An 18,803-nucleotide genomic window follows, 5' to 3' on the forward strand; every position below is an offset into this window, starting at 1 on the left:
CCAATTAATAGCCAGTTGGGAGAATTTCCCGAAGTTCTAAAAGTTCCTCAGGAGAGTACATACACTCATGCATTAAATTGAACTCAAATATATTTACATCAAACTGTTTGGGTTCTGTATCTAATATATAAAAATCAGCGCCAAAAGTTCGGTACTCAAGACCATTAACTTCCATAATTTTTGTGGTGAACAAAGCCTCACCTTTTTTACCGCTTTCATTATCCTCAGAAAAAATAGCGTAAAGCACCTGTTCAACCTTATCTTCTAAGTCAGATTTAATTGAAATGAGTGTTGCTTTGGTTAGTTTTACTCTTGGTCTCATGCTTGTGCTTCCTTCTTATCTTCTAAGCAAAACGGACGGAAAAAACTAAGGTACTTAACTCCATCGGCTTTTAGTAAATTGTTGTCAGCATCAAAATGTGACAGAACACTAGATTGATACAAAGAAATGTATTTTTCATAATCAATGGTGTTAAAAAAATTTGTATCGACACGGCGTGCGTGGAAAACAAGAGCTTGCTGATCAATACGAACAATGAACTTTTGATCACCATCTAGATTCTTAACCCGTAGACATAAATCAGGTTTGTGCCAATCAGATACAAAGGAAGGAACCAGCGGGAAGCCATACACCAGATAGCGCATACCTTCGATTTTAAAGGTTGTTGGATTGAACTGAGCCTTATTTACTTTGCCGCTACTGAATAATTCAAGTGTCAACACCAGCCAGTGCTCATGCTTAGAAAATGTATTTCCTTCAGAAATACAGCCTTCGAACTCACCATCATGGTTTACATGATTGATGTACATGTATTTTTTAATGTTATCCAAGGAAAGCTTTTCAAACGGAAACTTTGAAGCTATGAGCCTGAAATAACAACCATGAACTTTTAAATCTGCATATTGAACTATCAACGGATCATCAAAGGCATCAAAGTATGGTCGCCACTCTAAGCGGAAGTCTGCTCCTGTATTTACAATAAACTTGGCATCTTCAGGTAACCCTAAAACTTGGTATATCACTGAAACTAACTCTAATGTATTGATATCTACCAGCATTAGGCTTTCGATACGGTTTGCCATTGACTCAATTTCTTTATGAAGCGATTCAATAATTTCTTGATCATCATATTCGTTGATCATTAAGTATTTCAGGGAATCGTGCTTTAGAATTGAGTCTAGATTATTATCGTCAAATACTTCCTTGAGGCGGATGTGAGTTTGTGAAAAGTCAGAACAGTTATAAACACCTATTGACCATAAACGCTCTGCATACAGGTCAGGAAACTCTAACAATAATGCAAAATTCTTGGCTTGGATATTAAGCTTATTCTTTAGTTGAGGTACTGAGATCATTTAGTTCTCCAAACAACATTTGCAAACAAACAATGGCCTACGAACACATTGTTTACTTGACTGTTTGAATCACCAAATTTTCACGGATGCTCCGCTTCACTGTTCACATTTTTCAAGGCGAAAAACATGTGTAGGCGTAGGCTGTCCGCACAACCTTTCACTCATAATATCGCTAAATTTTTAAATGGCAACTTACGGATTTGTACAAAATCAGTCAGAAATTTTGGCTTTGAACTCATCAAAGCTAAGTCCGAAAAGGGATATGACTAATTCTTCATTTATATTGGAACCGGGAAATTTTTTTTCAAAACTTCCGATGATGCTATCTAGGTGGCTAGCTAATATTTTTACTAAAAATATTTCCGAGTTTGGTGAGAGAGCAGACAGTGCTATCAATGGGTTGTCAAAGGATTCAGCTTTTATTTTTACTAGTAAATCACCGTAACTGCCACAGCCGTAAAGACAAATAGCTACCCCTTCTTGGGCCTGCCCAAGGGGAATAGTTAATAATTTAGATAATCGTTTTGCCTGCCTTTTTATATTTACTAGCAGGTCTTCTTTATTAAAAGACATCAATACACCCAAAAACGGCAACGCTAGGCCACGCACCTATGTCACTCAGTTTTTATGTGAATATTTAATCTTTTAGTTCAGAGTAAATCCATTTCGTCCTGTTTTCGTGGGAACGGGCTTCTCTGAGAAGCCATCAAATATATTTTAAGACAGCTAACGGAATTTTAAAACACCATTGAAGCAGCCAACTGGTTCTATTAATTAGATCTATGAGCACCATAGGCGGTGCGCTATCAACAAGAGCCTGTGTTGTATTTATATAAGACTAAATTATCTCAGGCCCAATTGTGCCAAGTGGCTCTTCAATTGATTTAGGTGGGTTTGTGAAATATTGAGGACCACCTTCAGTAAGATAAATGCAATCTTCAATTCGAACTCCGAACTCACCGGGGATATAAATTCCCGGTTCGTTACTGAAGCACATGCCTGCCTTTAATTTTGTTTTTTCGCCATGTACAAAGTTTATCTCTTCATGAATTTCCATACCTATACCGTGCCCAGTTCGGTGCGATAATCCCGGCGTTGCATAGCCCGGCCCGAATCCCTCTGATTCATAAAAGGATCTCACAGCATCATCCACATTAGTTGCTAAAACACCAATTTGAGCTGTCTTAAATACTATGTCTTGGCCTTTCCTTACAGTATTCCAAATTTTTCTGTGCCTGTTAGACGGTTCTCCAAAAACAAAAGTACGGCTAATATCTGAACGATATTCATGCACGTTACAACCGCTGTCCATTAGGATAATAGAACCCTTTTTCAAGATCTGAGGTTTCTTTGTTCCATGCGGTAAAGCACTTGATTCATTTGATAGTGCCATTGACCAAACACCATCGCCTCCCAATTGGGTTTGTGCAGAGTTCATTAGTGATTTTATGTCTTTCCCAGTCATTCCTTCTTCAAGGTTACTATATACATAGTTGTATGCAGCTAAGGTAATCTCATTTGCTTTTCTCATGAGTTGTAACTCATTTTTGCTTTTGAACATCCTGCATCCTTGCGTCACTGGATCAGCAGAAACATGGTTCATACTCGGCAATTCATTCATTATTCCTTCAAACACGAAATATCGTACCGACTCCTCAAAACCAATATTACCTTTTACAACTCCAACACTTTTCAAATGCTGAGCTAATGCTTTATAGGGGCTTTGATGTTCATTCCATGCTACAACTGCAATATCAGAATTAATACTTTCTTGGATAGTTGGTACTTCAAATTCTGGGCACACTACAAACCAATTGCCTTCACGCGGTATAACAACGGAAGTTAGCCGTTCACTTCGCCACCATTTCAAATCACTGAAATATGTCATGGACGCCCCCGGCTCCAGAACCAAAACATTAATGTCATAAATACTCATCAACTTTTGTGCTTTCTTAATTCGCTCTAGTCTCTCGAAGCTACTAATAGGTTTTACTGACGAAGTCAGATCTCTCAAAGCATTTTGGGAACTATTGCTAGTTGACGTTGAAGAAGCTGATGCAATCGGAACTAATCCAAGTGATGCTAAGGCAACTGCCGATTGCTTTAAAAAGGTTCTTTTTGTGTTTTGCATATTGATGCCTTAATCGTTAATCGCTTTTGTAGTTTAATAGTGATGTAATTGGTAGATAATTAACAGTTAATTGCACTGTGTACTATTAATAGAAGGAAATGTTCCACCTCACAATTCGTTAATATTTACCTCAAATAGTTAGCAAATTGATATCCAAATTAAATGATAGGGGTTTAATAAATATTTCTGAAAACAAGTCATAATAAAATGATAGGGAAAAAGTGATAGGGTAATATTACAAGACTTGATTCCCCACAAGTCTTGTAATACAATAGGTCTTGAATTGAGGATTTATCAACCTATCATTTCAGATTCTATAAAGCTTAGCCAGTCAAACCAATATGAGCCATGAGCATATCTGCTCGGCTGAAAGAAATCCCATAGCGTTGGCAATGTGTACTCTTCATGCCAGTCTGCGTTCATTTCACGCATTAAATCGCGACTTGCTTCATAGATTGTCATCGTAGGGTTAATGGTAAAGTCGAGTTTTAGTAGTTCATCACGAACCTTAATCCATTGCTCAGTATCTGGCTTGGCTGCTTGATCCCATAATCTTCCTGCTTCACCAAAACGATCTTGTTCATTATTGTAGTTATACTCTGGAGAGTAATTTTGGATGGTTTGATGCTCAAATAATGCTTCAGGTAATCCGTACCAGTGCTCCATTGTTGTTAATCCAAGGCGAGCAGAGTCGATGACATTCATGCTGGTTACTTCCAATTGTGCATGGTGCATCATTGAGCCTAAGCCTTGATTCTTCGCTTCTGTTAATGCTGCTTCCATGATTGCAGGTGGAGCACCAAAAAATTTAATACCTTTAGCACCTTGTTTGGCTATGTTTTTTACCCATTTAGTTGCTTGTTTGGGTGTGGTTATGGGGGTTTTAATTCCCATACCAAAACCAACATAAGGAACGATGCGTGGCGCAGCAATTTCATTGGCATTACTGCGTTTAACATGATCCATTACCCAATCAACGCCATTAAAACTGCCCGGTTCACGCACCGTAGTAATGCCATGCGCTAACCAAAGTTTAAAAACATATTCGGCAGGAATATTATCTGCGCTGCCGCCAATATGGCCATGCATATCAATAAAACCAGGCAAGATATATTGGTTAGTAACATCAATTACTTTATCATTTGGCCCTGCTTTAGGGCGCCTATTTGGCTTGATTGGCACGCCAGGGTTACCGACATTCACCATGCGTACTATGCGATCATTTTCAATCACTATATCCATAGGGCCTTGTGCTGGTGCACCTTCACCGTTAACTACTATCCCTCCTCTCAGAATAAGACGCTCGTATGGGCCATCACCTGTTTGGCGATTTGGCGCCTTTTCGCCGGGGGCTGCATGTAATAAAGCTGAGACAAGCATCAGCGATAGGGCAAATATTTTTTTCATTTTTATGGCGTTCCCAAAGATATAGTTATTTTTGTACACATTGAGTATAGCGTGATGTTTTAGGCAAACAATTGCTTTGCGTTTGAACAGGTTGTTAGTACGATAGATAACCAATGTTAATGTTGTTTTAACAAAAGATGAGTTGATAAGGAAAGTAGGTTTTGTTTAAAGAAAGCTTTAGTCCAAGGTTTAGTGATACTGATGCCTTAGGGCACATAAATAATACGTTAGTTCCGATTTGGTTTGAAGCGGCAAGAAAGCCAATCTTTGAATTGTTTATACCTGACCTTGATCCCAAAAAGTGGAACCTCATTCTGGCAAATATTGATGTTTCGTTTAAAGCACAAATGTATTTTGGCCATGAAATGGAAGTTCGAACGTGTATCCAACATGTTGGTAACAGTTCGTTCAAGGTGTATCAAGAGCTTTGGCAGCAAAATCAATGTTGTGCATCGGGCGCTGCAACCATGGTGCATTATGATTATAGCCAGCAAAAATCTGCTACGATTCCGCAGCCAATTAAAGAAGCATTGTCGGCACATTTATACGTAGAAAATAATTAATTTTTTTAGCTAAGTTGTAGGTAAAATTTACCTACAGTGGTAGAATCTTTTTTCCAATATTTTAGAGAAAAAGATCTCAAGCGAAGATCAGTCAATGTCAAATACATTGCCAACACCATAGGATAAATACATGGCCAGTCGTGGAATCAACAAAGTCATCATCGTAGGTAACTTAGGACAAGATCCAGAAGTTCGTTTTATGCCAAACGGCGGTGCAGTTGCTAATTTTACAGTTGCTACTTCAGAAACCTGGAAAGATAAGCAAACCGGTGAACAAAAAGAAAAGACTGAGTGGCACCGTATCGTAATTTATCAACGACTTGCGGAAATTGCTGGTGAATACCTGAAAAAAGGTTCTAAAGTGTACTTAGAAGGTCGATTACAAACACGTAAGTGGCAGAATCAACAAGGCCAAGATCAGTATACAACTGAGATCGTAGTAAACGATATGCAAATGCTAGACTCGCGTGGTCAAGGCCAAGGTGGTTTCCAACAGCAAAATCAAGGTGGTTACCAACAACAAGGTCAAGGCGGCTTCAATAAACCAGCCGCACAGCCAAGTGGCTATCAAGCACCTGCACAGCAAAGTGGCGGATATCAAGCACCAGCGCAACAAAGCCAAGCACCACAAAGTGGTTACCAAGCGCCAGCCCAGCAAAGTGGTGGTTACCAAGCGCCAGCGCCACAAAGCCAAGGTCAACAAGGTGGATACCAAGCGCCTGCACAGCAAAACCAAGGTGGTTTTAACAAACCTGCTGCACAATCAAATGCACCTAAAGTAAACCCACAAGAGCCAACAATTGACTTTGACGATGATATTCCTTTTTAGGACAGATGGTTAGGTTAAACAGTTTAAAGCCTCGTTCTAGCGAGGCTTTTTTTATCAATCAGAAAATATAAAGGCGAAACTACTTTGAATAGCAAGGTGTTCAACAGCGTTACATATATACTGTAAGAATGACATTAAACTCAGCTCTATACAGTGTATTTAGTGGGTAAAAACTAAAGTCATTTGACGCTAACTAATTATAACCTAATACAAAAGTTGCATTGGCCTCAACACTCGAAAAATGGGTGCGCTTTTGCTTTGATTGCTGTTTTCGTCGATCGGGTGCTAATGCATTTTTTGTGCAAAGGAACGTTTAGTGGTTTCTTGATTTCATTGGTGCTGTTGTGTGGTTAATCACCTTTTCGCTGAGTGTTATATGGTTGTTAACTTGATGATATTATATTTAATAATTTTGCCTAGTTTAGCTGTATATAAATGTATTGTTGGGGAAAAAAGAGTTCTCGCGGGTAGAAAAAAAGAGGCTATAAAGCCTCTTTATTAAATCATGCACTGGGGAAATTAATAGTACGTATCTTCTTTATTGTGTGCTTGTGGATCATCAATAATGTCTTCAAACGGGACCTCAAAACTGTGATTGTTTTCCATATTAGACATGTAAACCGTTTTAGTAGAGCCGTCAATCCAAGTGACTGTGCCACTACCTTTCTTGCTACCACATTTCATACCTATGTGTAGATCATTAAATTGCATCGCTCCTCCTCATTTTATTGAATTGGTGCAGGTGTTTAGATTGCCATAACGTTTATAAGTTCAGTTTTGTGATGTATTACAGCAAAAATACAGCAATCACGTTGCACGTTTTTCATACGGTTGATGATCGATTATAGAGGGATTTTTATACAACGCCAGTGGTTTTTTATGCAAAAAACTCAGTACCGAGTACAAGTGCTCTGCTAGCGCCCGTGACGCTTGGGATGTTACCAAAAATATTTTTATCATAAGCATAAGCAAACCAAGCAAAAGCCATCGCTTCTAACGCATCACCGTCTACACCTATACTTGAAATGACATCAAGTTTTTGTTGTGTAAGCTCTTGTTTTAAAAGGTTAAATATTTCTGTGTTATGGGCTCCGCCGCCACATAAATATACATTGCCTGACGTTGAAATTTGTTGAATTTGTTCACTAATACTCACCGCAGTTAGCGCGCATAAAGTCGCTTGAATGTCTTGCGGTGTAAGGGTTTTTCTTGTTGGAAATTGCGCTAATTTTGATGCTAACCATGCTGCATGAAAATATTCTCTACCTGTGCTTTTAGGTGCAGGTAAAGAGAAGTAATCGTCGGCTAGCAGTAGCGTAAGTAGCGCTTGATTTACGCTACCGGAATTTGCCCACTTACCATTTTCATCATATGACTTGTCGTTGTGGTGTGCGCAATACCATTCATCAAGTAATGCGTTACCTGGGCCAGTATCAAACCCTAAGATAGCTTCATTATGATCCGAAGGAAGGTAAGTCATATTGGCAATACCACCAATATTAACGACAAAGAGTGGTTCATTGTTGCTGAGCAGGGCGCGATGAAAAGCGGGCACTAATGGCGCGCCTTGGCCACCGTATGCGATATCTTTTTTTCTAAACTGACCGATGACCCTCACTTGAGTGAGCGCTGCTAGGGTGTGATTACAGCCTATTTGTAGAGTAAAAGGGTACTGTTGCGAAGAACTAGGCGGGCGGTGTCTAATGGTTTGACCGTGATTGCCGATTGCACTTATATCGCTAGAGGTTAAATTTTGTTCCATTAAGAAGCGCTGAACAGCTGCTGCAAACAACGTTGCCAATTCAACATCGAGTGCGCCCATATGCTCAATTTCATGGCTTGAAGAGTCATACAGTTGCGTGATTTTTGCACGCGTTTTATGACAATAAGCTTGGTAAAAACTAGCGATGAGTTCAGGCTTGTCAGCCGAAAAATCAACAAGCGCTAAATCAATACCGTCAGCACTTGTTCCCGACATAATGCCAATGTAATAGTTTGGTTTCATGTCGGTGGTTGCCATTAATCCTCAGCTACTAATGTTGCTAGTAACGCTTGTTTTGAACCTGATAGTTCATCAATGCGTTGTTGGGCGATTACTGCAAAAGCAGCTTTATGCTTTTTATCAATTGGTTGAGCATCAGGTAACTTTACTGTTCGAGGATTACGGTGAACACCATTAACCAAAAATTCGTAATGTAAATGAGGTGCTTGAGACATTCCTGTTGAGCCAACATAACCAATGACTTGCCCTTGTTTTACACGTTGACCTTTTTTTACCGCTCTTTTTGAAAAGTGAAGGTATTTAGTAATAATGCCTGATCCGTGCTGGATGAAAACATAGTGGCCATTGTATTTGTTATAGGTTGAATGAGTAACTTTACCATTCCCTGCTGCAACTACTGGTGTACCTTTCGCGGCTCTATAATCGGTGCCATTGTGAGCCTTCCAGCGTTTTTGAATGGGATGAAAGCGCTTTGGTTTGAAGTTTGAGCTTATATACTTAAAATTCACTGGTGCACGCAAAAAGGCTTTGCGCATACTTCTCCCTTCCGGTGAATAATATTCTCCATCGGTAAAACGTATCGCTCTAAACTCTTCATCTTGGTTAATGAATTCAGCAGCTAAAATGGCGCCATGACCAATGAATTCACCATCAACAAATTGGTTTTCATAAACCACATGAAATTCGTCGTTTTTACGAATATCTAGGGCGAAATCGATATCCCAACTAAAGACGTTTGCTAAATTAATGATTTGATTGTCTGTTAAACCGGCAGTCACACCAGCACTCCAGAAGTTCGACTTGATAACGCCATGTGCGATAGCTTGTCGCGTTTCTATTGTCTTTTCTTCGATATCGGCTTGGTAGTCTTTACCATCACCAACGATGTGCAAGGTTTTAATACGAGAGATTGGGTAATCTAAAGCGACTAAAGTATTTGTGTCATCTATCCCCAAGCGCAAGGTGTCACCAACCCTTAACTTTTTAAGTAAATCGATGTCTTTATGTTTCGTTTTAGTGATGTTGTAAGTGGTTGTTGCATTAAAACCGTGACGTTTTAGAATTTTTGCTAACGAATCACCACTTTTTACTTTAGCTGTTTTCCAATCAATTGAAGGTTCTTCTATAACAGGGGCAACTTCGATGTCTTGAGGGATGTTAGATGCAGATTCAGCTCCATCAATTGACTTTGCACTATCATCAAGTGGGATCTCAAGATCATAACGCTTGCCTGTTTCTAAGTAGTTATCATTATTTGATGGTGCAGGGGATTCTTCACTCGGTAGTAACGTTAACGAGATCAATATAAATAAGGTCGCCTTAAGAGACCAACGATGCAATTTTGGGAGCGATAAATATAAATTCTTTATATTTTTCAAAATATTACTACTTCAAATCTAAAAAACAAAAATCATATATCAAAGCACTATAACAAAAAAAAACAAATGTATCAGCTACAGGCTGTAACCCTAGCGTTTTTTAAAGTAGAATTCGGCTTTCAAATTATAATGTTATTGCCACTGGAGCCAGATTCATGACTGAAGTCAGCCAAGCGTTTGCTGAATTAAAACGCGGTGCAGAAGAAATTTTGCTAGAAGATGAATTATTAGAGAAGTTGAAAGAAGGTAAGCCACTTAAAATTAAAGCCGGCTTTGATCCAACAGCTCCAGATTTACATTTAGGCCATACTGTTTTAATCAATAAACTTCGTCAGTTTCAACAGTTAGGTCATGAAGTTATCTTCTTAATTGGCGATTTTACCGGCATGATCGGTGATCCAACAGGTAAAAATGTTACACGTAAACCTCTTACCAAAGAAGATGTTTTAGCGAATGCTGAAACCTATAAAGAGCAAGTTTTTAAGATTCTAGATCCTGAAAAAACAACCGTAGCCTTTAACTCAACATGGATGGAAGCACTTGGCTCTGCAGGTATGTTGAAGTTGGCATCGCGTCAAACTGTTGCCCGTATGATGGAACGTGATGATTTCAAAAAACGTTATGCTAATGGCCAATCAATTGCTATTCACGAGTTCATGTATCCACTAGTACAAGGTTGGGATTCTGTCGCGTTAGAGTCAGACGTAGAATTAGGTGGCACCGATCAGAAGTTTAATTTACTTATGGGTCGCGAATTACAAAAATCAGAAGGTCAACGTCCACAAACAGTCTTAATGATGCCTTTACTTGAAGGTTTAGACGGTGTTCAAAAAATGTCTAAATCGTTAGGCAACTACATAGGCATTACTGATGCGCCAAATGATATGTTTGGCAAGGTTATGTCAATTTCTGATGATTTGATGTGGCGCTACTACGACTTACTTAGCTTCCGTCCGTTAGAAGAAATCGCACAGTTCAAACAGCAAATTGCTGACGGCGCTAACCCGCGTGATATTAAAATCACATTAGCCAAAGAGCTTATTGCACGTTTTCATGATGACGCAGCGGCACAAGCAGCACATAACGAGTTCATCAATCGTTTCCAAAAAGGAGCGATGCCAGACGATATGCCTGAGCTTGAAATTACGCCGGAAGGTGGTCAAATAGCGATTGCGAATTTGTTGAAAGAAGCTGGCCTTGTGGCAAGTACTTCAGAAGCAATGCGTATGATAAAGCAAGGCGCAGCTAAAATTGAAGGTGAAAAAGTTACCGATAATAAGTTAATTATTAGCGCTGGTACGACACAGGTATACCAAGTAGGTAAACGTAAGTTCGCGAAGGTGACTGTTTCTTAATTGTATGATTTTGAGAAGAAAGCCAGTATTTTACTGGCTTTTTTTTTACATTAATTTTAACGTTGTAAATGTGATATTCATTTTACAGGCTAATTATGCGCATCTTGGCTATTTTACTTTTATTATTTTCGATTGTTAGTTGCTCGAACACCAATAAAGCGGAAACTAAACTACTTGTTCCGTTTGATTTCGATAGTGTCAAAACCTATGGCTTTCACCCGTTAAACAGTCAATATAGTCAACAACAAAATATGTCACATGCTATGCGCAATAGTATTGAGTTGGCTATAGAGCGAAACCTAGACAAACAAGGTTTTAGCTACGCGGAATCAAACCCTGATATTTATGTTGGCTATCGCTTATATGGTGTAAATGGCACGATATTTAATGGTAGAAAAGATCAAATCTGCCGTGATTGTAAGCCAACTAAACCGAGCAAAAAAATTGGCAAAAATTCACGTTCTAGTCAGTCAACAATTGGCGCAATTATGCTTGATGTGCAATCGGGTAAAACACAGCTTTCTGTCTGGCGGTCAACATACCCGCTTTCATTAAAAGGCGATGAAAGCAGTGTTGAGTTTAATGAAGAGCTTGATATGGGGGTTGCTGAAATTATTGCTAAATACCCAAGTAACAATCGTGAACAACAAGTAATTTTGCCTCAAAGAGATAGGTAAATAGCGATAATCAATATATAATCGCCGTGCTCATACTACTGGGCAATGACTTAAACTTTAGCATGTATTATTAAGGTAAATTATGGCTGCTTTCGATGAAACCACGCAAGTCTTAGAAGAAATGAAACAGGCAGGTGTCGATCTAGATATTGCACACGACGTGGTGTTTTTTCAATTATTTGAAAAAAAAGAACAAGGCCAACAAATGCTCGATTATTTGTCGACTGAATTACCTGAAGTCAACGCTGAACTGGTACCTGATGAATCCCCTAATGTTTGGGATGTTAATGTGACAGTGAATATGCTGCCAAGCTATCAAAATATTGTCGATCAAGAAGCGTTATTTGAACAAATAGCCGCTCAGTTCAGTGGCTACAATGATGGTTGGGGTATTGAGGCGTAACCATCATTTGATAGGTGGGCGTTTATCTATAATTTCAAATGCTGGCAATGACAGCTGCCAATATATGGCGGCTAATCTTAGTGACAATGCGCCAGCTATGGCGATGATCATCGCGTATTGCTGAGGTACTTCTAGGTATATTAGTCCGCAAAAAAGTGCCCCACCTAAAAGCGCGGCTATCGCATAAATTTCTTGGCGTAATATCATCGGTATTACATTACATAAAACATCTCGAATCATGCCTCCGGCTACGCCTGTAATAACACCCATTACCATGGCAATAGCCATGGGGGTTTCAAAGCTTAACGCCTTTTGCGTGCCGAGTACGGCAAATAAGGCCAAACCAAAGGCATCAGCAATCAATAAAAACCGACGAGGAATACGGCTTGGTTGACGAACCAGTAGAATAGTTAATAGCGCGGTCATAACAATGGTGAATAGATAACTTACATCGTGAACCCAAAATACAGGAACATCTAAAATGATGTCACGTATTGTGCCGCCACCGATAGCCGTTACTGCAGAAAGTACAATAACGCCGAAAGGGTCAAGTTGATAGCGTCCTGCCATTAGTGCACCGGAAAGTGCAAAAACGGCAACACCAAACAAGTCTAACCAGTATATTAATGTCATTTGGTTATCGGTAAGTTGCTTTGTTGCCACGCTTTTATATCGCCAGTTAAGTGGCGAACTTGGCTAAAACCACTGTAGCGAAGGATTTCTTCAGCCATTGCTGCGCGGCGACCTGAACGACAATGGACAACAATTAATGTTGATTTATCGCCAGCTAACTTTTGTGATAATAACGACAGCTTATCGGTTAACTGGTCGTGGCTAATATTGACAGCGTTGGGAATATGACCTGACATGTATTCTTCGTCACTACGCACATCAAGCACAATAAATTTAGGGGCTTTAGCTGCGGCTTGTAGGCTTAATAACTGATCCTGACTAATCTCTGGTGTCGCTTTCGCTATAGCAAAAGTACAGAGAGTACATGACATGATAAGCAGGGAAATGCTGACTAAGTGTTTCATTTAAGCCTCTTGAATCAAGTGTTTTGACGCTATAAGACAACACTAGCGTAAAGTCCTATCAGCTGACAATAGTTATGGCTGTGAAAAATAAGATTATAATCGTGCTAAATAACTGTAAGGTTAGTATTTGTTTGCTGGCGTGAATAACATCGCTGCCTTCTGATGGCTTAGCTGTTTCATTGAAGGTTACACGTCTTAGTTTCGTTTCATCGTACATTGCAACCCCACCTAAAACCGTGCCTACGTTCAAAGCAAACAAATGAATAATAAAATCATTATTTAGTTTAAAAAAGTGACCTTTGGTTAGTCGCCATTTTAAGAGAAAGTTTTGACCAATACTGGTCACTAACATCATAGCACCTAAAACTCGAGACGGTAGCCAGGTGATCATATTGATACAAAAATGGATGAAAAGACCAAAATTGATAAAATTTATCTGCTTAATATTCCACTGCTGATGCATCACTAACAGTAACCTATAGCTTAGTGCAAGTAGGCCACCAGAGCAGAGAAATAAAATAATAACAACAAACTGTTGTTGCAAAAAATGCAATAACTGCGCTTCAATATTGGCTTTAGTTAAGCCCAAAGGTGATAAGTTTGCTGTTTGCCTAAGAAGCATAGTTTGGGCGAGTTGCTTGGCTAAATAATGATTTTGGCCAGCGATTGCTTTTGCCAGCTTTAACGAATTAGCTTTTATGCCAAAGCCACCGAGCGCGAAATATAACAACATCGCTTGCCATAATTCAGGAACGAGTATGAAGTCAGCAAATAACCATAATATGACAACTAATGGCGTTAGCGTTACTAATACCGCTACTGTGCCTGATATAACTTGTTGTTTGGGCGTGTTTTGATTGGGTTTACTGACTTTATTTGCCAGCAATTTGCAATAAAATGCGAAGGCGTGCAGTGGTTCAACGGCAGATACTTTAGTAACAAGAGCTTTAACGATATAAACGATAACAACCAAAAGTACTTGGTTGGCAAAAGCGGGTATCTGATCTAACCACTGCATACTGAATTAAGCCAATGTTTTATCAGTTAATTCATCTAACATATTGTTGACTAATTGCGATGAATTGACAGATGCCGTTTCTAAATATGCTTCAAATGACGTTGGCGATTCTTTACCTGCAATGTCAGACATTGAGCGAATAACAACAAATGGTGTATTGAACTGCAGGCATGTCTGCGCAATAGCAGCACCTTCCATTTCTACTGCCGCCATTGTTGGGAAGTTTGTTCTTGCTTTGGCGATATCGTCATCTGCTGTCATAAACGTATCACCTGTTGTGATCAGGCCAACTAATGCGTTTATGTTTTCTAACCTATCAATACCTTTTTGGGCTGCTTCAACTAAAACAGGATGAGGAATATAAGCAGGCGGGTTTGCTGGTAACTGACCAATTTCATATCCAAAGGCCGTTACGTCAACATCGTGATATTTTACTTCTGAACTAACAACAATATCACCTACTTTTAGGCTTTGATCAAAACCGCCAGCTGAGCCGGTATTAACAACATAATCAGGGGCAAACTTATCAATTAAAAGACAGGTAGCTAGTGCGGCTGCAACCTTGCCAATACCTGATTGCACAATAACAACCTCATGATCATTTAATTGCCCTTCAAAAAAGGTAAATCCACCGTGTGTTGTAGACCTCATATTTGCTAATTGTGATTTTAAAATAGCAACTTCTGGCTCCATAGCGCCAATAATACCTGCTTTCATGATAGTTCTCATATAACGTGATAATAATCAGCAAATTATAGCGTTAGTCGGTGACGCTGTAACTAGCAAGCAATAAAAAAGCGGACATATGTCCGCTCTTCATCTTTTAATTAGTGGGGGAGGGCAGCACGCGGAGGTGCGCTCAATTGCGCTGGGTCTGCTGCCATACTTGTAGCAGCAGGAGCTACCACACCTGTATTTTTAGGACGAGCTCTCACCATGGGTGCTGGAATAACACGGCCTTTAAAGCGAGGTTTAGGCGCTTTGTTACCAAGTAGTTTAGAATTCACACATGCGCGTATTTCATCTAATGTGTAGCTACCTTTAACTTTAATGCGAATATGCGGGATAGCGGCAGCCTCAAGAGCGCCAGAAACAAACCAATCTTTCTTTATTTTGTAACCTTTACCTTGAGTATCAACTAAATCAAGTGTGCCAAGCAACGCCATTGTTTCTCTGTCACAAATGACGAAATCTAAATATTTGCTTTTAGCATTATTTGACGCCGCTTGTGAGGCTTTGGTCGATACGCCATTTCTTACCGTAACGATATCGCTTAGTTTAACGCGATTAATGACACGGAAATCGTCGCCTAATGCCTTTTCCAATAGTAAATGGAAATGCTTCTCAGCAGGGGTAAATACTGCTGACTTTTTATCAAAGGGAAACGGGAAACTATTGTCATTGAGCTTACTCGCTAATAGCGCAACAACAACAATTAAGCTGATCATGGCAAATAGAATTAGTTCCATAGATAACTCCTACAAAATTTTGACTCTTAGTCTAGTTATCTATGGTTAAGCAGTTAGCGTGCCAGATCGATTTAGATAAATGTTAATTAAAGAAATGCTGAGTGGATTTAAAAAGCAAAAAATAATCGAAAGGTGTTTTAAGAGGAGTCAATCAAAGACACTCAAGATTAACGTAATAAAAAGCCCTAATAACGAGGATGTTTTTAAGGCTTTATTTATTAAACGTTTAAACTAACTTGGGTAGTGTGCTTTTAAGGCGTCATATACCTGTGTTTGAAAGTCAGGGTGTGTCACATCAAGTGTGTTAACCACGTCAGCCAATACTTCGTTATCTTCTTTGCCACTCCATACTTTGATGTAAGTACCTTCTTTGTAACCATGATCTTGGCGGAAGAAGTTTAAGGTGTTTTTGCCAACGTATTGACGGAATAACTCAGTTAAATCCATATCCATTAAACGCATACAGTCAGCAAAGGCTAAGCCGTTAAATGCTTTATTGGCGACTGCATCTGCAGCTAAAGATTCTAGCGCTATTTTAAAATCTTGTTCATTACTACTTAAGGCTAAATCTGATGCAAGTTGATCAGTAACGATTGAAACGTCACTTTCAGCCATTAAGCGCAGGCTTAAACCAAAATGAAAAATATCGACTAACTCTAACTGTACCTGTGCAACGTCAATCTCTTGATGCTTCCACCACTTCCAACCGTGGTGATCTAACATTTCCGCACATTCAACCCAAATAGCGCGATACCATTCGTAATTATTTTCACGCCATGTTTCGCTGACGCGCGTATTCATCGCATCTTGCATTGCAAGCATTTGGCTGATTTGTTGTTTTGCAGTTTCTAAGTTTGTCATTTTTATCTCAACATCATTTTACATAACGCTAGTGTGCACAAAGCTGTGTAGTGAGACAAGTAAGATGTCGTTTTTTTATGATAAATCTATTGCTTTTTAAAAATTTGAGCTTACACTTGTTCGCTCAAATTTCAGTGTACACGTGTTAGCTTAAAAAATGAAAAGCCTTATTAATAGATTTTCTCGATGGGGAAGCCGCAATTTACTTCATCATGATTCACTCGGTGGGTATTTTGAGCCTGTTATCCAGTTATTTAAACCTAATTGGCGTGCCGGTTTGTATAGAGCCCAAGTAAGTGATGTTTCTTTGCTATTAGAAGGTGTCGTTGCAATCAACTTACGTGTTGATGATCGCTGGCCCATTCATCAAGCAGGCCAACATATTGATTTAACGTTGGAAATAGCAGGTAAGCTTGTAACGCGAGTGTTTACTGTTGCCTCAAGTCCCAATCTGGCAAAAACTAAAAATACTATTCGGTTAGTAGTTAAAATTCAGCCAGAAGGTGGATTAACGCATCAGTTACCGGTACTCACGAGAGGTGACTGGGTGAATATCTCTGCACCGCGTGGTGAGTTTGTCTTTGAAGAGTCTAAACAATCAAGCCTGTTCTTAGCTGCGGGCTCCGGCATAACGCCTTTTATCGCTATTTTATCTTCATTGCAGAAAGAGCGAGCGATAGCGCAGCCAATTCACCTAATTTACTACGCGAAACCCGAACAACACTTATTGGTTGATGAGTTGAATGAGCTATCACAGCAATTACCTCGATTTACTTTCGAGCTGATGAGTCGTGCGGTGCATGGAGATGTCTATGAGCAACTATCTGATTACATAAATGCAAAACTATTGGTATGTGGCCCAAATAAGTTTTATCAAAGCGCTAAAGAATTTGCGAAAATCTATGATTGTGCAATCAGTGCAGAGCACTTTTCTCTAATGGGAATTACCGAGTCAACAACGTCGGAATTTGAAGTTTCACTTAATGGAAAGCAATTGTCGTTAAAGAATACCAGCCCACTCTTGAACCAACTTTTAACGTTAGGCGAGCATGTGAACTATGGCTGTAAAATAGGTATTTGCCATCAATGTCAGTGCACTAAAAAAAGTGGCGTTGTTAAAGATATTAGAACAGGGCAAGTATCAGACCGCTCTGAAGAGTTAATTCAATTATGCGTATCTCAGGTGTTAACGGATTTGGAGCTAGAAACATGAGTAAGGTTAATCAACCAAATTATGCATTGTTAGGCGAACAACTTGATCAGCTTAAAGCGGAAACCATGGCTAAAGTTGGTCAAGAAGATGCTGACCATATTAGAAAAATGATTGTTATCCATCGTGTTTTTGAATGGAGTGGGCGTATTTTATTAATGCTTGGTTTTATCAATCCGTTCTTGTGGCTAGTTGGTGTATTGTCTTTAGCGCTAGCTAAAATACTCGATAATATGGAAATTGGTCATAATGTTATGCATGGTCAGTATGATTGGATGAACGATAAACAGATTAATTCTAAAGCCTATGAATGGGATATTGCCTGCGATGGCGGTAGCTGGAATCGCGTTCATAACTATGAACACCATACCTTTACCAATATTATTGGTAAAGATCGAGACTTTGGCTATGGGTTGCTAAGGCTTTCTAATGACTTTAGATGGCGCATTAAGAACTTGTGGCAGTTCGCCACTTACATTTTACTTAGTGTGATGTTTCAGTGGGGAATTGCCTACCATGAACTCGCTGCAGAACGCGTCTTTTTTGGTAAAAAGAACGACACACGAAAAAGCCAAATATCTGCTAAGCAATTAAAAAGAAAGTTTTTCAGTAAAGGTGCTAAACAACTGGTCAAAGACTATTTGTTATTTCCGTTACTGGCAGGGCCTTTTTTCCTGTGGGTATTTGCGGGCAACTTTTTAGCAAACCTTATACGTAACTTGTGGACATCAACAATCATTTTTTGTGGCCACTTCACTGGTGATGTTAAAACATTTTCAGAGCAGGAGTGCGAGAATGAAACAAGAGGGCAGTGGTATTATCGCCAAGCTTTAGGTTCATCTAATTTAAAAGGTGGTAATCTATTTCATATTCTGACTGGGCATTTAAGTTTTCAAATAGAGCACCATCTCTTTCCTGATATGCCAGCAAAACGATATCGGGAAGTTGCACCGAAAGTACAGCTGATTTTTGCGCAGCATAGTATTCATTACAATACGGGGAGCTTTATTCGCCAATACAGCTCGGTATTAAAGCGTATCTTTCGATATTCGTTTCCGTAAAAGAGTGCCATGATAAATAACATTGCTAGCGAGATAAAATATAGG

20 protein-coding genes and 1 pseudogene are annotated in these 18,803 nt (G+C 39.3%); 7 read left to right on the top strand and 14 right to left on the bottom strand.

Translation table 11 applies throughout. From position 1 onward, the window contains the following. Positions 1-4 precede the first annotated feature (4 nt). The 5 genes and pseudogenes from QQK02_RS12915 to QQK02_RS12935 all read right to left on the bottom strand — a co-directional run. Complete coding sequence (locus tag QQK02_RS12915; RefSeq protein WP_284208474.1) at positions 5-322, bottom strand: hypothetical protein; 318 nt, start codon at positions 320-322, stop codon at positions 5-7. After that, complete coding sequence (locus tag QQK02_RS12920; RefSeq protein WP_284208475.1) at positions 319-1,356, bottom strand: hypothetical protein; 1,038 nt, start codon at positions 1,354-1,356, stop codon at positions 319-321. The genes QQK02_RS12915 and QQK02_RS12920 overlap by 4 nt, the downstream gene beginning before the upstream one ends. A gap of 210 nt (positions 1,357-1,566) precedes the next feature. Then, positions 1,567-1,929 carry a hypothetical protein gene (locus QQK02_RS12925; protein WP_284208476.1) on the bottom strand — a complete coding sequence of 121 codons (363 nt, stop codon included), beginning with the start codon at positions 1,927-1,929 and terminating at the stop codon, positions 1,567-1,569. 265 nt (positions 1,930-2,194) lie between these two features. Continuing rightward, complete coding sequence (locus QQK02_RS12930) at positions 2,195-3,487, bottom strand: M24 family metallopeptidase (protein ID WP_284208477.1); 1,293 nt, start codon at positions 3,485-3,487, stop codon at positions 2,195-2,197. A 327-nt stretch (positions 3,488-3,814) separates the two neighbouring features. Further along, positions 3,815-4,867 (bottom strand): annotated as a pseudogene (locus tag QQK02_RS12935) (amidohydrolase family protein); the annotation flags it as partial. 188 nt (positions 4,868-5,055) lie between these two features. Here QQK02_RS12935 and QQK02_RS12940 point away from each other — a divergent pair. Continuing rightward, positions 5,056-5,457 (top strand): acyl-CoA thioesterase, encoded by a 402-nt coding sequence (locus QQK02_RS12940; RefSeq protein ID WP_284208478.1) that lies wholly within the window; start codon positions 5,056-5,058, stop codon positions 5,455-5,457. A gap of 130 nt (positions 5,458-5,587) precedes the next feature. Then, positions 5,588-6,286 (top strand): single-stranded DNA-binding protein, encoded by a 699-nt coding sequence (gene ssb / locus QQK02_RS12945; protein ID WP_284208479.1) that lies wholly within the window; start codon positions 5,588-5,590, stop codon positions 6,284-6,286. A gap of 519 nt (positions 6,287-6,805) precedes the next feature. On the opposite strand, the gene QQK02_RS12950 is transcribed toward ssb, so the two are convergent. The 3 genes from QQK02_RS12950 to QQK02_RS12960 all read right to left on the bottom strand — a co-directional run bounded on the left by QQK02_RS12950 (position 6,806) and on the right by QQK02_RS12960 (position 9,592). Beyond that, positions 6,806-6,997, bottom strand: coding sequence for a hypothetical protein (locus tag QQK02_RS12950; protein WP_284208480.1), 192 nt, complete (start codon positions 6,995-6,997; stop codon positions 6,806-6,808). Positions 6,998-7,163: 166 nt separating this feature from the next. Next, entirely contained in the window at positions 7,164-8,306 is a 1,143-nt protein-coding gene (locus QQK02_RS12955; protein WP_284208481.1) for an anhydro-N-acetylmuramic acid kinase, read from the bottom strand. After that, on the bottom strand, positions 8,306-9,592 hold the full coding sequence (locus QQK02_RS12960) for a peptidoglycan DD-metalloendopeptidase family protein (RefSeq protein ID WP_284208482.1): 1,287 nt from the start codon (positions 9,590-9,592) through the stop codon (positions 8,306-8,308). Before QQK02_RS12960 ends, QQK02_RS12955 begins: the two co-directional genes overlap by 1 nt. Positions 9,593-9,822: 230 nt before the next feature. On the opposite strand from QQK02_RS12960, the gene tyrS reads away from it, so the two are divergent. The 3 genes from tyrS (at position 9,823) to QQK02_RS12975 (ending at position 12,102) form a co-directional block, all read left to right on the top strand. Beyond that, a complete protein-coding gene (gene tyrS / locus QQK02_RS12965; RefSeq protein ID WP_284208483.1) occupies positions 9,823-11,022 on the top strand; it encodes a tyrosine--tRNA ligase in 1,200 nt (399 codons plus the stop codon). Positions 11,023-11,126: 104 nt separating this feature from the next. Then, on the top strand, positions 11,127-11,699 hold the full coding sequence (locus QQK02_RS12970) for a DUF4136 domain-containing protein (protein WP_284208484.1): 573 nt from the start codon (positions 11,127-11,129) through the stop codon (positions 11,697-11,699). 82 nt (positions 11,700-11,781) lie between these two features. Next, positions 11,782-12,102, top strand: a complete 321-nt coding sequence (locus QQK02_RS12975; protein ID WP_284208485.1) for a ribonuclease E inhibitor RraB — start codon at positions 11,782-11,784, stop codon at positions 12,100-12,102. 3 nt (positions 12,103-12,105) lie between these two features. Here QQK02_RS12975 and QQK02_RS12980 read toward each other — a convergent pair whose 3' ends face one another. The 6 genes from QQK02_RS12980 to QQK02_RS13005 form a co-directional block, all read right to left on the bottom strand. Beyond that, positions 12,106-12,735, bottom strand: coding sequence for a trimeric intracellular cation channel family protein (locus tag QQK02_RS12980; RefSeq protein ID WP_284208523.1), 630 nt, complete (start codon positions 12,733-12,735; stop codon positions 12,106-12,108). Further along, a complete protein-coding gene (locus QQK02_RS12985) occupies positions 12,732-13,139 on the bottom strand; it encodes a rhodanese-like domain-containing protein (protein ID WP_284208486.1) in 408 nt (135 codons plus the stop codon). The genes QQK02_RS12980 and QQK02_RS12985 overlap by 4 nt, the downstream gene beginning before the upstream one ends. 58 nt (positions 13,140-13,197) lie before the next feature. Further along, entirely contained in the window at positions 13,198-14,157 is a 960-nt protein-coding gene (locus QQK02_RS12990) for a cobalamin biosynthesis protein (protein ID WP_284208487.1), read from the bottom strand. Between the two features lie 6 nt (positions 14,158-14,163). Continuing rightward, positions 14,164-14,874, bottom strand: a complete 711-nt coding sequence (mtnN, locus tag QQK02_RS12995; RefSeq protein ID WP_284208488.1) for a 5'-methylthioadenosine/S-adenosylhomocysteine nucleosidase — start codon at positions 14,872-14,874, stop codon at positions 14,164-14,166. A gap of 110 nt (positions 14,875-14,984) precedes the next feature. Further along, complete coding sequence (locus QQK02_RS13000) at positions 14,985-15,626, bottom strand: DUF2726 domain-containing protein (protein WP_284208489.1); 642 nt, start codon at positions 15,624-15,626, stop codon at positions 14,985-14,987. Positions 15,627-15,857: 231 nt separating this feature from the next. Continuing rightward, a complete protein-coding gene (locus QQK02_RS13005; RefSeq protein ID WP_284208490.1) occupies positions 15,858-16,487 on the bottom strand; it encodes a dUTP diphosphatase in 630 nt (209 codons plus the stop codon). Between the two features lie 157 nt (positions 16,488-16,644). Between QQK02_RS13005 and QQK02_RS13010 the strand changes: the two genes are divergently transcribed. Further along, positions 16,645-17,700: a flavin reductase family protein gene (locus QQK02_RS13010; RefSeq protein WP_284208491.1), complete on the top strand. Its 1,056-nt coding sequence runs from the start codon at positions 16,645-16,647 to the stop codon at positions 17,698-17,700. Further along, on the top strand, positions 17,697-18,758 hold the full coding sequence (locus QQK02_RS13015; protein ID WP_284208492.1) for a fatty acid desaturase family protein: 1,062 nt from the start codon (positions 17,697-17,699) through the stop codon (positions 18,756-18,758). Before QQK02_RS13010 ends, QQK02_RS13015 begins: the two co-directional genes overlap by 4 nt. The last annotated feature ends 45 nt before the right edge of the window (positions 18,759-18,803 follow it).

Source organism: Thalassotalea eurytherma (genome assembly GCF_030161415.1).
Lineage (GTDB): Bacteria > Pseudomonadota > Gammaproteobacteria > Enterobacterales > Alteromonadaceae > Thalassotalea_G > Thalassotalea_G eurytherma.